An 18,496-nucleotide genomic window follows, 5' to 3' on the forward strand; every position below is an offset into this window, starting at 1 on the left:
TCACCTACAGTGATTTCAGGAAAGCGATGAGCGCGTCGCGTTGGTCCTTGCTGGTATTGCGGAAAGCCTCGCGGGCCGTCTCTGCCTCTCCGCCGTGCCAGAGAATGGCCTCGGCGAACCCCCGGGCGCGGCCGTCATGCAGCAGGAAGCCATGGCCGTTCACCTGGGGGACAAGTCCGAGACCCCACAGCGGTGGCGTGCGCCATTCCAGCCCCGAAGCCGCAAAATCCGGCCGGTTGTCGGCAAGGCCTTCGCCCATATCGTGCAGGAGAAGGTCCGTATACGGATGGAATGTCTGATGCGACACTTCCGGCAGCGGGTGGCCGCCGCTTTGCAGTGTGGGCATGTGGCAGGAACTGCACCCCAGTCCGCGGAACAGCGCAGCACCCTCCATAACGGCGGGGGAATCAGCACCGCGTTGGGCCGGAACGGAGAGCGTCGCCGAATAGAGTGTCAGCTTGTCGAGAAACACATCCGTCAATTCCGGCGCGCCGCCGTTGAACTGCGCGGCACAGGCCGCCTGCGCCGCATCGCAATTTTCGGCAGAACGAAGCGAGGAGGTGAGCCCGATGTCGCCGAGTGCCGCTCCGGCATTCTGGTTGCGGAGCGTCGGCTGTCCCGCCTTCCATCCAAAGCGGCCGATGGCTGGGGCTTGCGTCTCCGCATTCCACACCCTGTTGGTGCGGCCCGAAATGCCGTCACCATCCGCGTCGCCAGGATCGGCCAGCGCCGTCAACGTGGCATCCGGCACCGCCTCCAGCAGGCCAAGGCCGATCATCTGCGGTGCAACGCGTGGCGAAATCAGCAGATCAGCGGGCAAGGGGCCGTAACCCGGCTGTTCAATGGCATAGTCTGGCTTGCGCAGGGAGAAGGCCTCACCATCACCGTAGTAGCCAGCAATCTCGGTGTAGGTGATCCGCGCCACACCTTCCGTCGCCACATCGTGATTGCTGCGCTCGCTCAACTGGTCGCCGTAGCCCGGCACGGGACGAGGACCGCCATGCGGTCCTTCACCCGGAACGCTGATCCGCAACAGCATGGACTCCATGGGCCCGTGGCCATCGGCAGGCGGTTGGCCCCGGCCATCCTTGGTGTGGCAACCGGAGCAGGACACACGGTTGAACAAGGGTCCGAGCCCATCGAAGGCCTTCACGGATGCGGGCGCCATCACCCAGTTGGTGTTGAACAGGCGGTTGCCGAAGGAAAAGATGCGCTGGTGTTCCCGCGGCGCATTGGGCGCGGCGAAAGAAAATGCGTTCTGCGCCGCGATGGGCCGCGTCGTTGCCCCGCCCAGGGCGGCCGTTACGGGCATCGACAGCAGCTGCTCGCGAACGGAAGACCCGCCCGCACTGGCCACGATGCTCACGGCCGTGAGTGCCGTGGCAAACACGATGGAAGCAGTCAATCGCACGGCAGGTTTACTCCGTCGGGATGAGGACGAGAACGCCCAGCGTGCTGCCCACCTTCTTCAGGCCGTCGGCCAAAGCCTGCAAACTGGCCATAGCCTCTTCCGCAGCCTTGCGTTCTGATGATGCCGCATCGGCGCGGAGCACAGCGTCCCACGGATCGCCCAGCGCCCCGATCTTGGCTTCGGCATCCACCAGCAGGCCGTCCACTTCGGAGGCCACGGCGGCGTTGCGGGACTTCACCAGGCCGGCGAGTTTCGCCTCCTCCCACACCCGCTTGATGCCGGCGAGGTCATGCACGAAATCCTGCTTGGTGGTGTCGGAGAAACAGGAGTGTTCATCCTCCTGGTCGCCGGAATCGAGTGCCACGCCCAGCCGCTCCGACATGAATTCGAAACCGGCGAGGATCGCCATGCCATTCACCATGCGGCCCAGCGCCTCGCGCTGGTCCAGCTTTTCGAACACCTCGCGATAGTTGCCCGCAACGGAAGGTGCCCATTGCTGCTCCAGCGACTGAAGGTCTCCCACCAGCTTTTCCGTCACCGCCTTGAGATAGGCGCGGCGGCGGTCGTTGTTGCCCTCACCGGCGATATAATCCGTGGACGGACGGTTGCCCGGACCCGTGGTAGAGAGGTCCTGTCCCCACAGCAGGAACTCGATTGCATGCCAGCCCGTCGTCACATCCGCTTCATCGGATTTCTGGTTGATCGCGGCGAGGCCTGCACCGGTGATCGTCTCTGTTCCGTTATTGATGATTCCCGCCTTCGGGTTGCCTTCAACATAGTCGATATAGGCCTCGTTCATGGGCCAGGAGTTGATGTCGCCCTCGATCGCCTCGATGGGGCCGTCGTAGAAACGATACGCCTCCGTTTCCAGATAAGCGGGCCTTGCCGCAACCCAGGCGGCCCGCGCCGCCGCCAGCGTCTCCGGCAACGGCTTGTCGAGCAGGGCGTCGATGGCAGCGGCCATCTTGTCCGCCCCAGTGGCCGCGTCTGCATAGCTCTGGTGCACCAGCGTGGCGTAGGCCTCGATCTGCGGCTTGGCATCGAAAGCAAAGGCAGTGGGGTCTGTCGAGTCGAGCTTGTAGCTGCTGACGGCCTGGCCCCCGCCTTCGCCGCCCTCGCTGGCTCCTTCGCCGCCTTCTCCATCCGACAGGATGAAGGCCGGGTTGTGTGGCAATATCACCCGTGCAGACGGCGCGGCCTCCAGGATTTGCGTCGTCCCCACGAGGGCGATGCCCACCGCCGTCCACGTCTTCAATGTTTTCGCCATTGTACTTCCCGTCAATCCGACTAATATGGTCGGGATAACATCATCCCGCAAAACCGGTCAAACAGAATCGGCGTGCGCGTGCAGACGAGGTGACGATGATCTTCCAGATTGCAGACGTTCTGACACCGGACGAGGTTGCCGAAGCGCGCGCCAAGCTCGGAAGTGAGATGGCGGGGTTTGCCTCGGGCAAGGCCACCGCGGGCTGGTATGTGAAGGACCTGAAGCACAACGATCAGGCCAACGGCCCCGCGGCACTGCAGGTGATCGCCGATGTGAAGCAGGCCCTGCTGGCCAACACCGCCTTCCGCTCCATCGCGAGGCCCAAGGACTTCGTGAAAATGTTGGCGTCGCGCTATCAGCCAGGCATGGCCTATGGCACCCATGTGGATGACGCGCTCATGGGCGGCAAGCGCACGGATATGTCATTCACGCTCTTCCTCGCTGATCCGGCTTCCTATGACGGCGGCGAACTGGTGGTGGAAGGCAATGACGGCGACAACGCCCTCAAGCTCCCTGCCGGCGCGCTGGTGCTTTATCCCACCACCAGCCTGCACCGCGTGAACGAGGTGACGCGGGGCGAGCGTCTGGCCATCGTGGGCTGGGTGCGCAGCTTCATCCGCAGCCAGGAACAGCGCGACGTCCTTCTCGATCTCGACCAGGTGATTGCGGGCCTCGCTGGCACCGCCGCCGACCGCGCCACCACGGACCGGATCTTCAAGGTCCGCAATGTTCTCACGCGCATGTGGGCGGAAGACTGATTCTCTTTCCCCGCCGCCGCTTTCTCGTCTAACTTGCTCCATAACCCGGCTGTAAACGCCGGGACATACGAAGGGGTGGATGCGATGGCACAGGACTCTCCGCAACTGGAACAGCCGATGGTGCATCTTGTGCACATGGCTGTTTTCACCCTCGTGGTGGCGGTGCTCGCGGCGGTTCTCTACTCCGGAATCAAGGGGGCCTTCATGGCAAACCCCTTTCTCAACGGCTTGATCGTCGCCACGCTGATGCTCGGCATGGTCTACGCCTACCGCATGGTCTGGCGCCTCATGCCCGAAGTGAATTGGGTCAACAATTTCCGTTTGGGCGAATCGTCCGATCAGCCGCTTCCCGTGCTGCTCGGCCCCATGGCCACCATGCTGGGCGATGCCGACCGCCGCACCATTCTCTCGCCATCGAGCATGCGTTCGCTGCTCGACTCGCTGGCCTCGCGCCTCGATGAAGCGCGTGACCTCATGCGCTATCTCGTGGGCCTGCTGATCTTCCTCGGCCTTCTCGGCACATTCTGGGGACTTCTCGAAACCGTATCCTCGGTGGGTGATGCCATTCGCGGGCTGGATGTCTCCACGGCGCAATCAAGCTCGGTGTTCGAGGAGTTGAAGAACGGCCTGCAACGCCCGCTTGCCGGCATGGGCCTTTCGTTCTCGTCATCCCTCTTCGGCCTGTCCGGCTCGCTGATCCTTGGCTTCATGGACCTCAAGGCTTCGCAGGCGCAGAATCGCTTCTACCAAGATCTTGAAGACTGGCTCTCCACCATCACCGACCTGCAGGCCGGGCAGGGTGATGGAAACTCCTCGGGTGCCGTTCCCGCCTTCATGCGGATCGACATGCAGGGCCTGCAACGGTCGATCGAACGCCTCGCCCAGAATGTCGGCGAAGGAGGTGGCGCAACGCCTGCCATAGGCGGCAATGGCAGTACGGAAACCATCGAACAACTGGCCGATGCGGTCGCAAGCCTCGTGGCCCAGATGCGCGACGAGCAGAAGATGGTGCGCAACTGGATTCAGACCCAGCAGGTGCAGCAAAGCGAAATCCAGCGTCTCCTCATCCGCCAGAGTGGCGGACGCAGCAGGGAATAGCCGTCCATGCCGGCCCTTTCCCGCCGCAGACGCCAGGAAGATGCGCCCTATTGGCCGGGCTTCGTCGATGCCATGGCCCAGCTTCTGCTGGTCATCACTTTCCTCCTGTCGGTGTTCATGATTGCGCAGTTCCTGCTGGCGCGGGAAATCACCGGGCAGGACTCGGCCTTGGGGCAGTTGCGCTCGCAGATCGCGGAACTGACGGAACTGCTCAATCTCGAAAAAGGCGCCAAGGCCGAAGTGGAGGCGCAGCTTCTCACGCTCACCGATGACCTGAACAAGGAAAAATCCAAGACCGCAGGCCTGCTGGCGGATCTGCAGGCGGAGAACGAGAAGGGCCAATCCGCGGGGTCCATCGTCTCGACCTTGCAGACCTCCCTCGATAGCGAAAAGAAGATTTCATCGGATGCACTGGCAAAGGTCGAACTGCTCAACCAGCAGATCGCCGCCATGCGCCGTCAGCTTTCGCAGATCAATGCGCTTTTGGATGCCGCCGAAGAACGCAACAAGGCCTCGGAGGCGCAGGTGGCGGACCTCGGCAAGCGCCTCAACACGGCACTGGCCCAAAAGGTGCAGGAACTTTCCAAATACCGTTCGGAGTTCTTTGGCCGCCTGCGCCAGATCCTCTCCCAGCGCTCCGACATTCTCGTGGTGGGCGACCGCTTCGTTTTCCAGGCCGAAGTGCTCTTCCCCAAGGGCAGCGCCGACCTGAACGAGGCGGGCAAGGTGGAGATGCTGAAGCTCGCCGACGCCCTCCGCCAGCTTGAGCGCGAAATCCCGGAAGACATTGCCTGGGTCCTGCGCGTCGATGGTCACACCGACATCGATCCCATCCAGTCGCCGCTGTTCAATTCCAACTGGGAACTGTCGTCTGCCCGCGCCATCACGGTGGTCAAGTTCCTCATTGCCCAGGGCGTGCAGCCGCGTCACCTCGTGGCCGCGGGCTTCGGCGAATATCAGCCGATTGTCGAAGGCGACAGCGAAGACGCAAAATCGGAAAACCGCCGCATCGAACTCAAGCTGACGGACCGCTGAACTGCAGCTTGGCGAGGCGGGCGTAGAGCTCGTTCTTCTTGACGAGTTCGGCATGCGTGCCCTGCGCCACCAGCTTGCCCTTGTCGAGCACGAGGATGCGGTCGGCGTTCCGCACGGTGGCGAGCCGGTGGGCGATGACGAGCGTCGTGCGGTTCTGCGTGACCGTCTCAAGCGCCTGCTGGATCATCTGTTCGCTTTCAGCATCGAGCGCGCTTGTTGCTTCATCCAGCAGCAGAATTGGCGCGTTGCGGAGGATGGCCCGGGCGATGGCGATGCGCTGCCGCTGCCCGCCCGACAATGTGACGCCACGTTCACCCAGCGGCGTCTCATAGCCCTGAGGCAGCGCCTTGATGAACCCGTCGGCGCGCGCTGCTTTTGCCGCCGATTCCACGTCCGCCATGGTGGCGCCGGGGCGGCCGAAGCGGATGTTCTCGTTCACGGAGCCGGAGAAAATCACGGGGTCCTGCGGCACGGTGGCGATGACGCTGCGGAGCGAGGTGAGGTCGGCGCCTGTGAGGGGAACGTCATCAATGGAAACAACGCCCGCTTGCGGATCGTAGAAGCGCTGCAGCAGCGAGAAGATCGTGGTCTTGCCCGCGCCCGAAGGTCCGACAATCGCCACCACTTCGCCAGGCCGCGCCACAAAACTGAGCTTCTTCAACACGTCGATGCCAGGCCGTGTGGGATATTGGAACGACACACCCTTGAAGGTGATGAGCCCCTGTGCCGGCGAGGGGATGGGCGTGGCACTGGCGGGGGAAACGATGGCCGGCTTTTCATCCAGCAATTCCGAAATGCGTTCTGCAGCACCCGCCGCCAGCTGCACTTCGCCATACACTTCCGACAACTGCCCGAGCGAACTCGCGGCAAACACGGCATAGAGAACAAATTGGCTCAGCGTTCCGCCGGAGAGCTTCCCGGCCATGACGTCGCGCGCGCCGAACCACAACAGACCAACAATGGCGCCGAGGGAAACAAGAATGATGAGAAAGGTGAGCACACCGCGCGCGAGCGTGCGTTGGGCTGCGGCATCGAAGGCCGTGCGCGTGGCACCGGCAAAGGCAGACATGGTGGCCGCTTCCTGCGTATTGGATTGCACGGTGCTGATGGCCGAGAGCCGCTCCTGCGCGAAGGCGGCACTGTCGGCAAGGGTATCCTGCGCCAGCCGAGAGAGCGAACGCACGCGCCGGCCATAGAGCACCAGCGGCAGCACGATCAGTGGAATGGCAAGTGCGGCAAGGCCGGAGAGCTTGGGGCTGGTGTAGACCATCATCACCAGCGCACCGATCAGCATCACCACGTTGCGCAGTGCAATCGATGCCGTTGATGAGAAGGCACTCTTGATCTGCGTCGTATCCGCCGTGAGCCGTGAGATCACTTCGCCTGTCTTCTGGCTTTCGTAATAGGAGGGCGTGAGCAGCGTGAGGTGCCGGAACAACGCATCGCGCACATCGGCAACCACCCGTTCACCGATCCACGTCACGAAATAGAATCGCACCGCCGAACCCACGGCGAGGAGCGCCACCACCGCCAGCATCACGCCAAAATACTGGTCCACCAGTCCGGCATTCTCGCCGGTGAAGCCGTGGTCGAAAACCCGCCGCACCGCGACCGGGATCACCAGGGTCGCAACCGACGCCACCAGCAGGGCAATGAACGCCATCACCACCTGCGGCTTGTAGCTGGAAAGGAAGGGAAGGAGTCGCCGCAGGGGCCGCAAATCCTTGGATTTGCCGCGTCTTTTGGCTTCCTGTTCGTATACGTTGCTCATCTGAGACCCTGGAATCTGGAGGGCCTTGCAGGCGCCCGCGCCCTCCTATATAGGACCGCCACATTCCTTGTCACCCGGCGGTGTTTGTCCAGTCTTGGCGAAACGCCGCATTGCTTTGAAGAGATTGCACCATGAAGTCCGGCATCCATCCCGATTACCACCCGATCACCGTTGTGATGACGGACGGCACCAAGTTCGTGACCCGTTCCACTTACGGCAAGGCGGGCGATACGCTCAGCCTCGACATCGATCCGAAGTCGCACCCCGCATGGACCGGCGGTCAGCAGGGCCTCGTGGACCGTGGCGGCCGTGTGTCGCGCTTCAATCAGAAGTTCGGCTTCCTCAAGAAGTAATTTTCCGGCTCGCGCTGGCGAACAAACCCGGTCCCGCAAGGGCCGGGTTTTTTCTCGTGTCAGGGCTTGCTGAGTTGTTCGATGTAGCCCTGCACCGTCGCCTTGTCGGTCGCATCCGGCGAGAGCGCCAGATAGGACTCGAAGGCCTGCCGGGCCGTCGCACGCTGGCCCGCCTGGTCGGCCGCAACGCCGATGCTGTACTGGATGCCCGCGTTGCCAGGGCTGAGGCGCGCGGCGTTCTCGTAACTCGCCAGCGACTCCGCCGCCTTGCCGAGTTTCAACTGCGATGACGCCAATCCGACGTAGCTGTCGGGGTCATCCGGATTGAGCGCAATGGCCCGCTCAAAGGCCGAAACGGCCTCCGCATCCTTGCCTTCGTCCGAAAGCACGGCCCCGAGATTGTGATGCTGCATCGCCTCACCGGGATTGAGTTCGATCGCCTTGCGATATTTCTCCACCGCACCGGCCTTGTCGCCAAGCGCACTCAGCGCCGCGCCCCAGTTGGTATAGGCCATGGCGATGCCGGGATCTTCTTCCGCCATCTGCTGGAAATAGTTGATGGCCTGTTTCAGGTCTTCGGGCTTTTTCCCCGGGCGTTCGAAGAGTTCAACACCGATCAGGTTCAACGCCGCGAGTTTCTCCGGATCATCAGCGCGCACAAGCCGCGCCGCAATGTCCAGCGCCTCCTGCTTCCGTTCAGGCCCGCTGTGGTACAGGTAGAGAGACAGCGCCATCGGCGCCTTTTCGTCCATGTAGCGCTCTGCTGCCGTCTGCAGGATGGCATCAGGCGTCGGGCCCTTGACGGTGGCCAGCGGCCGGGGCGCGCCCGTGCCTTCCAGCTTGCGCAGCCGCATTTCGAGATTGCTGGTAATGCAGGGCTCGGTGGGGCAGACGAAATCGCCGATAAGCCTGTTCTGCGGCAGTCCCAGTGCCTGCCGCAACAGCCGCAGGATCGATCCGAACGACAGGCCTTCCACGGGAACCGAGATGTCCTGTTCGTCGAAGTTTGTCTTGATGGTCAGCAATCCGCCATCGGATTTTGCGGCCTCCGCAATGCGCCGGATGTTGTCCGAGAGGATCAGCGCCGCGCCGTCCTCGGTATAGCCCAGTTCCTTGATGTTCTTGGGCATGCCGATGGCGTCGATCATAAGGTCATCGGAGCGCAGCACTCTTGCAGCGGCAAACACCAGCAATCCCACGAGACCGAGGAAGGCGATGTTGAGGATGATCTTGCGCACCTCATCGAGATGATGTCCGACCGAATGCCGTGGTGTGGCATGCGGCTTGGCAGCGGTACGAGGCGCAAGCGGCAGGGGGGCGCGGCTTTGCGCGGCAGGGAACTTCAGTCCGTCAGCCATGGCCGCCTGTCATGATGGTATCAGCGCGTACCGAAGGCGCGGGCCAACTGGTCCAGTTGCGAGGCGACGGGGTTTGCCTTGCCGGCGCCTGGCATCGTCTGGCGCGAGATCATCAGGTCGAGCGTCTTGATGCGGTCGAGAAGCCGCAGCGAACGGTCCACGAGTTCGCCCAAACCTTCCGGCAATTGCTCCGCACCCGGAATATCGGCACCGCGCCCGATGTCTGTGAGGCTGATGCGGTTCTTTTCCTTGCGGGCTTCATCGCTGCCCAGTTCGCCGGCGGCGATGGCGCGTTGCAGCAGCAGCCAGGAAGCGAGTTGCATCAGCCGCGTGGTGAGGCGCATGCTCTCGGTGGCGTAGGCAATGGCGCCGGAACGGTCGAGCAGTTTGCTGTCGGCGCGGCCTGGGCCGTCGAGATAGTTGGCCGTTTCTTCGACCAACCCCATGCCTTCCTTGAAGACTTTGTCGAACTGGTCCGAGCCTGTGAATTTCGTGAGAAAATCAACGGCACCCCTGCCAATTCCTGAACCCGCCACATTCCCCATGGTGAACAACCTCTTACTCACTTGTTTCGTGTTTTAGCATTCCGCTTCGCATTGTCCATCCGTCCGGGATGAACCATTCTGGGGCGGCCTGCCTGTGTCGAAGAACAGGGGAGCAAGTCCGGGGCCATGACGTCCAAATAAAAAAAAGCCGCGGAAACCGCGGCTTGAGTTCTAACAGGGAGGCGTCAAACAGAGTGGACAGAACCACTCAGAGAATCCGGATCGCTCCGGATTGACTGTTAAGGTAAATGATAAAACTTGCTGAATGGTTAACAAAACCAGTGATTGCAGCCTGCCATGCACCTTTTTCGGCCGCTGTGTTTACGATTTGAAGAATGCATCCGCCGCCGCCTTGGAAGCCTTCTTCTTCGCGATCTCGGCCTTCAGCCGGGAGATTTCTCCTTCAAAAGCAACGATGCGCAGCTCCAGTTCGGCGAGCGATACGGTGTCGAGCGGTTCACCGGCGATGAGCATTGCTTTCGGTTTTGGTAAATCGTCGGGCTCCATGGCATCCTCCATTGCTTGCGGGAATTCTGGCCCACAGATTAACCTTGGGCAAGCTGCAGGAGAAACATGATGAAGATGAAGGTGATTGCCATTCGCGCCCCCGGCGGCCCCGACGTGCTGGTGCCGGCCGAATTGGACCGGCCCGCACCTGCAGAGGGGCAGGTGCTGGTCAAGGTGGCGGCAGCGGGCGTCAACCGTCCCGATGTGATGCAGCGCAAGGGCGCCTATCCTCCGCCACCCGGCGCACCGGCCACGCCGGGGCTGGAGATTGCAGGCCATGTGGTGGCGCTGGGCGAAGGCGTGACGCGCTGGAAGACGGGCGATGAAGTGTGCGCATTGGTGCCGGGCGGCGGTTACGCGGAATATTGCATCGCCTCCGCCGACAACTGCCTGCCCGTGCCGAAAGGAATGACCCTCACCGAAGCCGCAGCCCTGCCCGAAACCTATTTCACCGTGTGGACCAATGTCTTCGAGCGCGGCGGCTTGCGCGGCGGCGAGACATTTCTGGTGCATGGCGGCACCAGCGGCATCGGCTCCACCGCGATCATGCTGGCAACGGCATTTGGCGCGCGCGTTGTGGCCACGGCCGGCTCGGATGTGAAGTGCGCCGCATGCCGCGAATTCGGAGCCAGCCTCGCCATCAACTACCGCACGCAGGATTTTGTCGCCGTGATGAAGGAGCAGGGCATCGCCGCCGACGTCATTCTCGACATGGTGGGCGGGGATTATGTGGAGCGCAATCTCAGGGCCGCCGCCATGCACGGCCGCATCGTGCAGATCGCGTTCCAGGAAGGCTCGCGCGTGCAGGCCGACCTGCTGCCCATCATGGTGAAACGCCTCACCTACACGGGCTCCACCTTGCGGCCGCGCAGCGTCGCGGAAAAGGCTGCTATTGCCCGTGCGCTGGAAGAAAAGGTCTGGCCGCTGCTCGCCGCGGGGCGCTGCCGGCCCACAATTCATGCGGCATTTCCGCTGGAAAAGGCCGCCGAAGCGCACGCCCTGATGGAAAGTTCAACCCACGTCGGCAAGATCGTCCTCACCGTGGGAAGCTGATTGCCTTCGGGGCTGCAATCCCCTATAGGGACCGCCATCCCCGACAAGTTGTGTCCAAACAATTGGAGCCCGTGGAACGGTTCCGAAGGAGCGAAATATTATGTCACGCCCACCCCTGATGCCGAAAGCCACCGCCGTTTGGCTGGTCGAGAACACGACGCTCACCTTCAAGCAGATCGCGGACTTCTGTCACCTGCATGAACTCGAAGTGAAGGGCATCGCCGATGGCGACGTCGCCACTGGTGTGAAGGGCCTCGATCCCGTCACCGGCGGTCAGCTCACGCGCGAGGAAATCGCCGAGGCCGAAGCCGACACCAGCCGCCCGCTCGCCATCCTGGAATCGAAGGTCGATGTGCAGGTGAAGAAGTCGACGGCCGGCCCCCGCTACACGCCGGTCTCGCGCCGTGGCGACCGCCCGGACGCCATCGCCTGGCTGCTGCGCTATCACCCCGAACTGCCCGATGCCGCGATCATGAAGCTCGTCGGCACGACAAAGCACACGATCAACGCCGTGCGTGAGCGCAGCCACTGGAACATCTCGTCCATCAAGCCGGTCGATCCCGTGTCGCTCGGACTGTGCTCGCAGATCGATCTCGATTTCGCCGTGCAGAAGGCCGCCAACCGAAAGAAGATCAGCGGCGATGCGGAACCCCCGCGCACGCTCATTCCTGCCGCCGAAGTGGAAGGCACGACAGCCCACCGCATGGCCATGGAAGAACGCGAAGCCGCTGCGGCTGCCGCAGGAAACGGCCGCGAGGTTGACCTCGATGCGGACTCGGTCTTCGCCAAGCTCAAGGGCATGAAGCAGGAAGATCAGGAGTAATCATGCGCATTCTCGCTGTGGGTGGAACCGGAACCGTCGGCAAGGCCGCCCTCAGCGACCTGCGCAAGCGCCATGACATCGTCACCGCGGGTCGCACCACCGGTGATGTGAAGGTCGATGTCATGGACGAGGCCTCCATCGAGGCCATGTTCAAGGCCTTGGGCCCTGTCGACGCGGTGGTCACGACCACCGGCCACGGCCACTTCGGACCCGTTGCCGACATGACCCCGCAGCAGTTCCGCAAGGGCGTGGAAGACAAGCTCATGGGCCAGATCAATGTGGCCCTGATCGCCATCCGCCACGTGAAGGATGGTGGTTCGATCACCATCACCAGCGGCGTCACCAACCGCGATTTCATTCGCAAGGGCGCCAACGCCGCGTCCATGAACGGTGCGCTGGACGACTTCGTGCGCGCCGCTGCGATTGAAATGCCGCGCGGCATTCGCATCAACTGCGTGAGCCCGGGCCTACTGGAAGAATCGGCTGTGAAGTACGACGGCTTCTTCCCCGGCCATGTTCCCGTCACGTCGGCCCGCGTCGGCATCGCCTTCACCAAATGCGTGGAAGGCGCCATCAACGGCCAGGTGGTGACGGTCGACTAACCGCCCGCCGCCTGCCCCCCGCGCATCACTCCGGCACCGGCACCGTATAGTTCAGCGGCATGCGCGCGCCATCGACGTAGATGATCTGACCCGACACATAGCTTGCATCGTCGGAAGCGAGGAACGTCGCAACGCTCGCCACTTCCGAAGGCTCGCCCGGACGCCCCAGCGGTGTGCGCGACATGGCGCGCGTATAGGCCGCCTTGTCCTGCAGCGTCGCGGTGAGCATGTCGGTGCGGATCGATCCCGGGCCGATGCCGTTGACGCGGATGCCGTGGGGCGCCAGCGCCAGCGCTGCAACGGCGGTCAGCTGCTTCACGCCACCCTTCGACATGACGTAGGGTGCAATGGCCGGAATGGCGAGCGTGTCGTTGACCGATGACATGTTGACGATGGCGCCCGCCTTGCGGCCCGCCCGCACCTGCTTCACCATTTCGCGCGCCGCCGCCTGCAACATCAGGAACGAGCCCTTGAGGTTGATGTCGAGGACGTGGTCGTAGTCCTCCTCGGTGAGATCCAGGAAATCCTTTGCCAGCGAGACTCCCGCATTGTTGACGAGAATGTCGAGGCTGCCATGGTCGCGCACCACGGCGGCGACCAGCGCATTCACATCCTTCGGCTTGGACACGTCGCAGTGATGATAGTTGGCGCGGATGCGGCTTGCTTCCCTCACGCCCATTTCATCCAGCACGTCGCACATCACCACCCGGGCCCCTTCGGCGACGAAGCGTTCGGCGATGGAAAGGCCGATTCCCTTGGCAGATCCGGTGATGACGGCAATGCGGTCCTTCAGCTTCAATTTCAGCTCCTAATGTCCATGAAAATTGGCCGTCGCCGTCTCCATCAGCACCGACATGAAATGCACATGCCGGGCCCGCGAGAGGGCGCCGAGCGCGGTTCCTACCACATCCTTGGTGGTAAGCCAGCTTGCCGTATCGCGTGCTGCATCCCATTCCTTCGGGTTGAGTGGCGACAGGTCCTCGATGTTCGGCGGATAGAGCGCCGTCACCCGCACGCCCGTGCCGCGGAGTTCTTGCCGCAGGCCGTCCGTCAATCCCGCCTGTCCATGCTTCGACGCGATGTAGGCGATGGATGCGCCTTGCAGCGGCACGTTGCTCATGCCGCTCACCGACACGACATTGACGATGTCGGCAGCGGGAGACGCCTTGAGCAGCGGCAGCAATCCGCGCGTCAGCAGAAGTGTGCCCGTGACGTTGGCGGTGATCGTCTGCTGGATCGCAAATGCATCATGCGAATCCATGGACCCCGACAGCCACATCGCGCCGTTGTTGACGAGAATGTCGAGTGGCTGGTTCTGGTCGCGCCAGGCCTTGGCGAAAAGCGTGACCTGCGAGACATCGGCGAGATCGAGCGCATGATATTCGGGTGCCGTGCCAGTGCGCAGGCGGATCGATTCCGCCAGCGCCGAAAGTGGTTCGATGTTGCGCGCCGTGAGGAAGAGCTTCGCGCCCATGTCGGCGAGGACCACGGCAAAGGCGGCTCCGAGGCCTCGCGCGGCACCCGTGATGAAGACGCGTTTCCCCTTGATCTGATCCATCTCGTCTCCGTTGTGCGGATCAATATGTGTCCGCAGCTTTCACCATGCGCGCGCAGAAGGCGATGATCAAGGCAGCGGCGACGGTGATGAACATCGCCTGCTGGAGGGATGTGAAGTCCGCAACGACGCCGATCAGCGGCGGTCCGGCAAGAAACCCGGAATAGCCGAGCGAGGTGACGGCAGCGATGCCGCGCCCCGGCGCTTCCGGTTCAAGCCGCCCGCCGCCCGCGAACAGGATGGGCGCAACATTGCCGATGCCGACACCCGCAAAAGCAAAAGCTGCAAGTGAGAGGACTGCGTGGGGTGCGAGCAGGGCGGCTGCTGTTCCTGCCGCAGTGAGACCGGCACTCACAGCCACAAGCCGCACCGCGCCGAAATGAAGGCGCAGCCTGTCGCCCGTGAAGCGCGCCACACTCATGCCCGTCTGATAGAAGCCGAAGGCCATGGCAGCGAAGGCAGCATCCACGACGAAGCGTTCGCGCAACATCAGGGCGCCCCAGTCTGCCACGGAGCCTTCAATCATCAGCGCCAGAAAACAGAGAAGGCCTAGCCCGATGGAAGCGCCCGTGGGCCAGGCGAAGTGCGATCCCGACAATCCCCGGTCCAGATGGCTGGGCAAGAGATATTGGCTGCATACGAGCATGGCGATGAACACAGGTCCGCACACGGCGGCGAGTTGCACGGCAGGTCCGGCAGCACCGAGCAGCCATGCCCCGCCGATCGTGCCGATTGCAGCGCCAATGCTGAAGCCGCCATGGAAGCCGGACATCACCGGCCTCCTGAGAGCCCGCTCGATCAGCAAGCCATGGGCATTCATGGCCACGTCCATGGACCCGATGGAAGCCCCCAGCAACACACCGCCCGCAATGAACGGCGGAAGGTCCGGCGCCAGCGATGGTGCCGCCACGGACGCCGCAAACATCATTCCCGTGATCATGGTGAGCCGCGCACTGCCGTAGAGGTTGACCAGTGCGCCGGCCACCGGCATCGCCACCACGGCTCCCACTGCCACACACAGCAGCGAAAGCCCGAACGTGGTGAGGCTCACATCAAGGCGGACCTTGGCGAGGGGAATTTGCGTGGCCCATACGCCGAACAGCATGCCGTGCAAAACGAACATCGCCAGAAGCGCAAAGCGGGCAGTGGAAGCGTGAGGCGGCGGCATGGCGAATCCTGGTAGGGAGCGAGGGACTTACGGCGAGCGCCGCCGTTAGCATTCCTGCTGCCCCCTGTGCCAGCGCCTCCGCCGATGTCAGCCCCGCGCCTCAAGCAGGGCGCGCGCCGTGTCCTCATTGGTGATGAGCACGTTCGCGGCGGAAAGTTTCATGCCTGCAAGCAGGGCAGGAACCTTGTCGTTGCCGCCCGAGATCAGCACCCGGCGCGGCACCTTGCGCAGGCGCTCGATCGGCATCGACATCACGCGCGCGTTGATGGGATGATCAACGATGCGGCCCTCGGCATCGAAGAAATGATAGAGCAGGTCGCCCACCGCATTGGCGGCCACCAGTGATTGCCGGTCCGCCTCGCTCATGAAGCCGAAGCGGAACGAGGTCGAGAGTGCCGACATGGTGCCGACGCTGACCAGCGCCATGTTCATGTTGTCGGCCCGGTTGAGCACGCCATCGAGGCCGCAGCGCTCGATGAGGGCGCGTCTCGTCTCGGGGGAATCCACCACCGCCGGAGCCGTGAGCAAATAGCAGTCGGCCCCCACCGTGTTGGCGAACTGCCAGGCGAATTCCGCCGGGTTGAACCGCCGCGCCTGCACGATGCCGCCGAGCAGCGACACCACCTCGACATTGTTCAGTTCCCGGGGCGACAGTGTTTGCAGCGATTCATAGAGCGTTGCACCCCAGCCCACGCCCAGGCAGAAATTGTCGGTGAGCTGGTCCGTCACATACATGCCCGCGGCAAAGCCGATGGCCTTGTTCACGTGGCCGGGTTCTGCCGGCTCCGGCACCACAACGGCATCGGTAAGGCCGAAACGTGCCTTCAATTGTGCTTCCAGGTCGAGGCACTCGGCCACGCCCCCGGTGATCCAGATCTTCACTTCGCGCTGCTTCAGCGCTTCGTTGATGTTGCGCACCACCGTCACGCGGCCAATGCCCAGGCGGTCGGCGATTTCGTTTTGCGTCAGCCCTTCGACATAGTACATCCACGCAATGCGCATGCGATTGCGCGCCACGCGACCCGCCGTGCGTTCGGGCAGTGGATCGCCGGAAAACGGCATCGTGTCTTTGCCCAAGGCAATCATCCTCGCTCATCAATCCACCGCCCGCGCGATGGATACATCTGCCCTTTCATAGCACAATTGTTTCGGAATGCAGACAGGGATTGTGTTCGCCCGCCCCTTGCAGGGAAGGTGCGCGGCCCAAGATTGGCCCGTTTTCAGCCTCAGAAATGAGAGGTTCACACCTAAAACGAAACATTTGCATTCTCGAAAGACATTAAGTAGTCTAATTGAACCAAAGAACAACAAGGGCTCGAAGGCCCGCTTGGGAGGACTGACGTGATGCCTGTCACAGGTGTCTCCAGACGTGTCGCCACTTGCCGGAGGCCGCTGTTCATGGCGGCCAATGCGGCTCGGCCCGTGCTGTCTTCTTCCCCTGATCCAGAATCGATTTCGTGCGGCTCCTCTCCCTGGGGGACGGCATTGAAGACCCCGCGCCACGGCTGGCCTGCCGTAGTCCATGGGTTTGCAGAACCAGGCCACACCAACGGAGGAATGTGATGAAGTTCAAGAAGTCGGGTCTGGTCACCCGCCGCTCACTGCTGAAGAGCACCGCGGCCACGGGTGCAGCACTCAGCGTCGGCGGCGTGAACCTGTTCAATGTGAACCGGGCCTTTGCCGACATGCAAAACCCTGCGGACGTGCTGGCCAAGATCAATGTGGCCAATTACGTGAACAAGGATTACCAGAAGCAGTATGGCCTGAATGGCGACGAGCTGATGTGGGATCCGAACAAGGACTGGATCCGCACTGCTGACTGGGAAGCCATCCGCAAGGAACATGGCGGCAAGACCGTCCGCTTCCTGATCTCGTCGGATGACCGTGAATCGGCACTTCAGGGCACGCAGCCCTTCAAGGATCTCTCGGGCATCAACATTGATCTCGTGGCCATCCCTGACGGCGACATGAAGAACAAGATTGTCTCGGAAGCCATGTCGGGTAACCCGTCGTTCGACTGCATGCAGTTCTTCTCTCCGTGGCTCGGCGACTTCGCCGCCCAGGGCCTGCTTGCCAAGCTCGACGACTATGCCGCCAAGTGGAAGCTGCCGCTCGACGATTTCTATGACACCTACCGCCTGAACTACGCCAACTTTGGCGACAAGGGCATGTTCGGCATTCCGTTCGACTGCGACATCCAGCAGGTTCACATCCGCAAGTCGATCTTCAAGCAGGTTCTCGGCAAGGATCCGGACACCACCACCACCATCCCGACCTACGAGGAAATGGTGCGTCTGGCCCCTGAATTGAACAAGGCACAGAAGGGCGTTGCGGGCATCGGCATGATGGCTGGCCGCGGCTTCTGGGCCACCTACCTGTGGGAGCATGTTGCCGCCCAGCACGGCATGATGCTGTTCGACGACAAGTGGGAGCCGATCTTCAACGGCGACGCCGGCATGAAGGGCCTGGAAACCATCCTCGCCCTGTCCAAGCATGCCATCGAAGGCGTTGCTGCAGCCGACTGGCCGACCAACCGTGGCGCCTTCCTTGGCGGCCAGATCGCCTGCAACATCTCGTGGCAGGACTCGGGCACCCAGGCCACGCGCCCGGATCAGTCCAAACTCGGTGACGACATCCTGACGATCTATGAACCGCGCGTTGCCGGTGGCACCTATTGCCCGCCGAACATCGCTGGCTCGACCTCGTCGGTTGCCGCGACTTCGCCGGAACCGGAAGCAGCCTTCCTGCTGCTCTCGTTCCTCACGACGTCGTCGATCATGGCCATGAACGAAGCCAACGCCAACGGCGTTGCACCTGGCTACCGCTCGGTGCTCACCAACGAGAACCTCCGCAAGGTCTCGCAGCCGGCCAAGATCTGGTCCGAGTCGCTGGACTACGCCTGGTGCTCGCCGCGCCTCCCGTCGGCCTTCGACATGGAGCAGGAAATCGGCTTCCAGATCAACGATGCCATCGTCGGCAAGGTCGGTGCCAAGGAAGCGCTCGACAACGCCGCTGCCAAGGTCAAGGACATCATGACCAAGTCCGGCTTCTATGCAGGCAAGGACCCGGTGTCCTACGCCTCCATGGCTCCGGGCCTCAACTTGGGCGCGGGCAAGAAGGCGCCCATCTAAACCGTTTACGCTGGATGGCCGGGGGAAACCCCGGCCATCGCTTTTCCCCCTTTGTTGAATT

General features: G+C 62.7%; 18 protein-coding genes. 8 read left to right on the plus strand and 10 right to left on the minus strand.

The window, feature by feature from the left end; genetic code table 11:
- Positions 1–4: 4 nt before the first annotated feature.
- Entirely contained in the window at positions 5–1,312 is a 1,308-nt protein-coding gene (locus IPM06_10575; protein MBK8770862.1) for a thiol oxidoreductase, read from the minus strand.
- Positions 1,313–1,418: 106 nt separating this feature from the next.
- Positions 1,419–2,678 (minus strand): iron-regulated protein, encoded by a 1,260-nt coding sequence (locus IPM06_10580; protein ID MBK8770863.1) that lies wholly within the window; start codon positions 2,676–2,678, stop codon positions 1,419–1,421.
- 89 nt (positions 2,679–2,767) lie between these two features.
- On the opposite strand from IPM06_10580, the gene IPM06_10585 reads away from it, so the two are divergent.
- The 3 genes from IPM06_10585 to IPM06_10595 all read left to right on the plus strand — a co-directional run bounded on the left by IPM06_10585 (position 2,768) and on the right by IPM06_10595 (position 5,569).
- A complete protein-coding gene (locus IPM06_10585; GenBank protein MBK8770864.1) occupies positions 2,768–3,436 on the plus strand; it encodes a Fe2+-dependent dioxygenase in 669 nt (222 codons plus the stop codon).
- 84 nt (positions 3,437–3,520) lie between these two features.
- Positions 3,521–4,534, plus strand: coding sequence for a flagellar motor protein MotA (locus tag IPM06_10590; protein ID MBK8770865.1), 1,014 nt, complete (start codon positions 3,521–3,523; stop codon positions 4,532–4,534).
- Positions 4,535–4,540: 6 nt separating this feature from the next.
- Positions 4,541–5,569 carry a peptidoglycan -binding protein gene (locus IPM06_10595; GenBank protein ID MBK8770866.1) on the plus strand — a complete coding sequence of 343 codons (1,029 nt, stop codon included), beginning with the start codon at positions 4,541–4,543 and terminating at the stop codon, positions 5,567–5,569.
- Here the strand turns inward: IPM06_10595 and IPM06_10600 are convergent.
- On the minus strand, positions 5,550–7,340 hold the full coding sequence (locus IPM06_10600) for an ATP-binding cassette domain-containing protein (protein ID MBK8770867.1): 1,791 nt from the start codon (positions 7,338–7,340) through the stop codon (positions 5,550–5,552). The genes IPM06_10595 and IPM06_10600 overlap by 20 nt on opposite strands.
- Before the next feature lie 131 nt (positions 7,341–7,471).
- On the opposite strand from IPM06_10600, the gene rpmE reads away from it, so the two are divergent.
- Entirely contained in the window at positions 7,472–7,693 is a 222-nt protein-coding gene (rpmE, locus tag IPM06_10605; GenBank protein ID MBK8770868.1) for a 50S ribosomal protein L31, read from the plus strand.
- A gap of 59 nt (positions 7,694–7,752) precedes the next feature.
- Here rpmE and IPM06_10610 read toward each other — a convergent pair whose 3' ends face one another.
- The 3 genes from IPM06_10610 to IPM06_10620 all read right to left on the minus strand — a co-directional run bounded on the left by IPM06_10610 (position 7,753) and on the right by IPM06_10620 (position 10,103).
- A complete protein-coding gene (locus tag IPM06_10610; protein MBK8770869.1) occupies positions 7,753–9,051 on the minus strand; it encodes a tetratricopeptide repeat protein in 1,299 nt (432 codons plus the stop codon).
- A 20-nt stretch (positions 9,052–9,071) separates the two neighbouring features.
- The gene (locus tag IPM06_10615) at positions 9,072–9,596 is read right to left on the minus strand and encodes a DUF1465 family protein (GenBank protein MBK8770870.1); all 525 of its coding nucleotides are present in this window, start codon (positions 9,594–9,596) and stop codon (positions 9,072–9,074) included.
- Between the two features lie 321 nt (positions 9,597–9,917).
- On the minus strand, positions 9,918–10,103 hold the full coding sequence (locus IPM06_10620) for a DUF1192 family protein (GenBank protein ID MBK8770871.1): 186 nt from the start codon (positions 10,101–10,103) through the stop codon (positions 9,918–9,920).
- 75 nt (positions 10,104–10,178) lie between these two features.
- Here IPM06_10620 and IPM06_10625 point away from each other — a divergent pair, with 75 nt between their 5' ends.
- From IPM06_10625 to IPM06_10635, 3 genes are all read left to right on the plus strand, one after another.
- Positions 10,179–11,156, plus strand: coding sequence for an NAD(P)H-quinone oxidoreductase (locus IPM06_10625; GenBank protein MBK8770872.1), 978 nt, complete (start codon positions 10,179–10,181; stop codon positions 11,154–11,156).
- 100 nt (positions 11,157–11,256) lie between these two features.
- Positions 11,257–11,979: a DUF1013 domain-containing protein gene (locus IPM06_10630; protein MBK8770873.1), complete on the plus strand. Its 723-nt coding sequence runs from the start codon at positions 11,257–11,259 to the stop codon at positions 11,977–11,979.
- 2 nt (positions 11,980–11,981) lie between these two features.
- On the plus strand, positions 11,982–12,581 hold the full coding sequence (locus IPM06_10635; protein MBK8770874.1) for a short chain dehydrogenase: 600 nt from the start codon (positions 11,982–11,984) through the stop codon (positions 12,579–12,581).
- A gap of 25 nt (positions 12,582–12,606) precedes the next feature.
- Here IPM06_10635 and IPM06_10640 read toward each other — a convergent pair whose 3' ends face one another.
- The 4 genes from IPM06_10640 to IPM06_10655 form a co-directional block, all read right to left on the minus strand.
- Positions 12,607–13,380, minus strand: a complete 774-nt coding sequence (locus IPM06_10640) for an SDR family oxidoreductase (GenBank protein ID MBK8770875.1) — start codon at positions 13,378–13,380, stop codon at positions 12,607–12,609.
- 9 nt (positions 13,381–13,389) lie between these two features.
- Positions 13,390–14,139, minus strand: coding sequence for an SDR family NAD(P)-dependent oxidoreductase (locus IPM06_10645; GenBank protein ID MBK8770876.1), 750 nt, complete (start codon positions 14,137–14,139; stop codon positions 13,390–13,392).
- A 19-nt stretch (positions 14,140–14,158) separates the two neighbouring features.
- Entirely contained in the window at positions 14,159–15,304 is a 1,146-nt protein-coding gene (locus tag IPM06_10650; protein MBK8770877.1) for an MFS transporter, read from the minus strand.
- Between the two features lie 87 nt (positions 15,305–15,391).
- Entirely contained in the window at positions 15,392–16,366 is a 975-nt protein-coding gene (locus IPM06_10655) for a sugar-binding transcriptional regulator (GenBank protein MBK8770878.1), read from the minus strand.
- Between the two features lie 500 nt (positions 16,367–16,866).
- Here IPM06_10655 and IPM06_10660 point away from each other — a divergent pair, with 500 nt between their 5' ends.
- Positions 16,867–18,435, plus strand: coding sequence for an extracellular solute-binding protein (locus IPM06_10660; GenBank protein ID MBK8770879.1), 1,569 nt, complete (start codon positions 16,867–16,869; stop codon positions 18,433–18,435).
- Positions 18,436–18,496 lie beyond the last annotated feature (61 nt).

The organism is Hyphomicrobiales bacterium (assembly GCA_016710435.1).
Classification (GTDB): Bacteria; Pseudomonadota; Alphaproteobacteria; order Rhizobiales; family Aestuariivirgaceae; genus Aestuariivirga.

Coding starts and splice junctions, on each gene's coding strand:
- IPM06_10625 (MBK8770872.1), top strand. CDS start 10,179: ATGAAGGTGATTGCCATTCGCGCCCCCGGCGGCCCCGACGTGCTGGTG.
- IPM06_10630 (MBK8770873.1), top strand. CDS start 11,257: ATGTCACGCCCACCCCTGATGCCGAAAGCCACCGCCGTTTGGCTGGTC.
- IPM06_10600 (MBK8770867.1), bottom strand. CDS start 7,340: ATGAGCAACGTATACGAACAGGAAGCCAAAAGACGCGGCAAATCCAAG.
- IPM06_10575 (MBK8770862.1), bottom strand. CDS start 1,312: ATGCCCGTAACGGCCGCCCTGGGCGGGGCAACGACGCGGCCCATCGCG.
- IPM06_10660 (MBK8770879.1), top strand. CDS start 16,867: ATGAAGTTCAAGAAGTCGGGTCTGGTCACCCGCCGCTCACTGCTGAAG.
- IPM06_10580 (MBK8770863.1), bottom strand. CDS start 2,678: ATGGCGAAAACATTGAAGACGTGGACGGCGGTGGGCATCGCCCTCGTG.
- IPM06_10655 (MBK8770878.1), bottom strand. CDS start 16,366: ATGCCGTTTTCCGGCGATCCACTGCCCGAACGCACGGCGGGTCGCGTG.
- IPM06_10615 (MBK8770870.1), bottom strand. CDS start 9,596: ATGGGGAATGTGGCGGGTTCAGGAATTGGCAGGGGTGCCGTTGATTTT.
- IPM06_10620 (MBK8770871.1), bottom strand. CDS start 10,103: ATGGAGCCCGACGATTTACCAAAACCGAAAGCAATGCTCATCGCCGGT.
- IPM06_10590 (MBK8770865.1), top strand. CDS start 3,521: ATGGCACAGGACTCTCCGCAACTGGAACAGCCGATGGTGCATCTTGTG.
- IPM06_10645 (MBK8770876.1), bottom strand. CDS start 14,139: ATGGATCAGATCAAGGGGAAACGCGTCTTCATCACGGGTGCCGCGCGA.
- rpmE (MBK8770868.1), top strand. CDS start 7,472: ATGAAGTCCGGCATCCATCCCGATTACCACCCGATCACCGTTGTGATG.
- IPM06_10635 (MBK8770874.1), top strand. CDS start 11,982: ATGCGCATTCTCGCTGTGGGTGGAACCGGAACCGTCGGCAAGGCCGCC.
- IPM06_10650 (MBK8770877.1), bottom strand. CDS start 15,304: ATGCCGCCGCCTCACGCTTCCACTGCCCGCTTTGCGCTTCTGGCGATG.
- IPM06_10595 (MBK8770866.1), top strand. CDS start 4,541: ATGCCGGCCCTTTCCCGCCGCAGACGCCAGGAAGATGCGCCCTATTGG.
- IPM06_10610 (MBK8770869.1), bottom strand. CDS start 9,051: ATGGCTGACGGACTGAAGTTCCCTGCCGCGCAAAGCCGCGCCCCCCTG.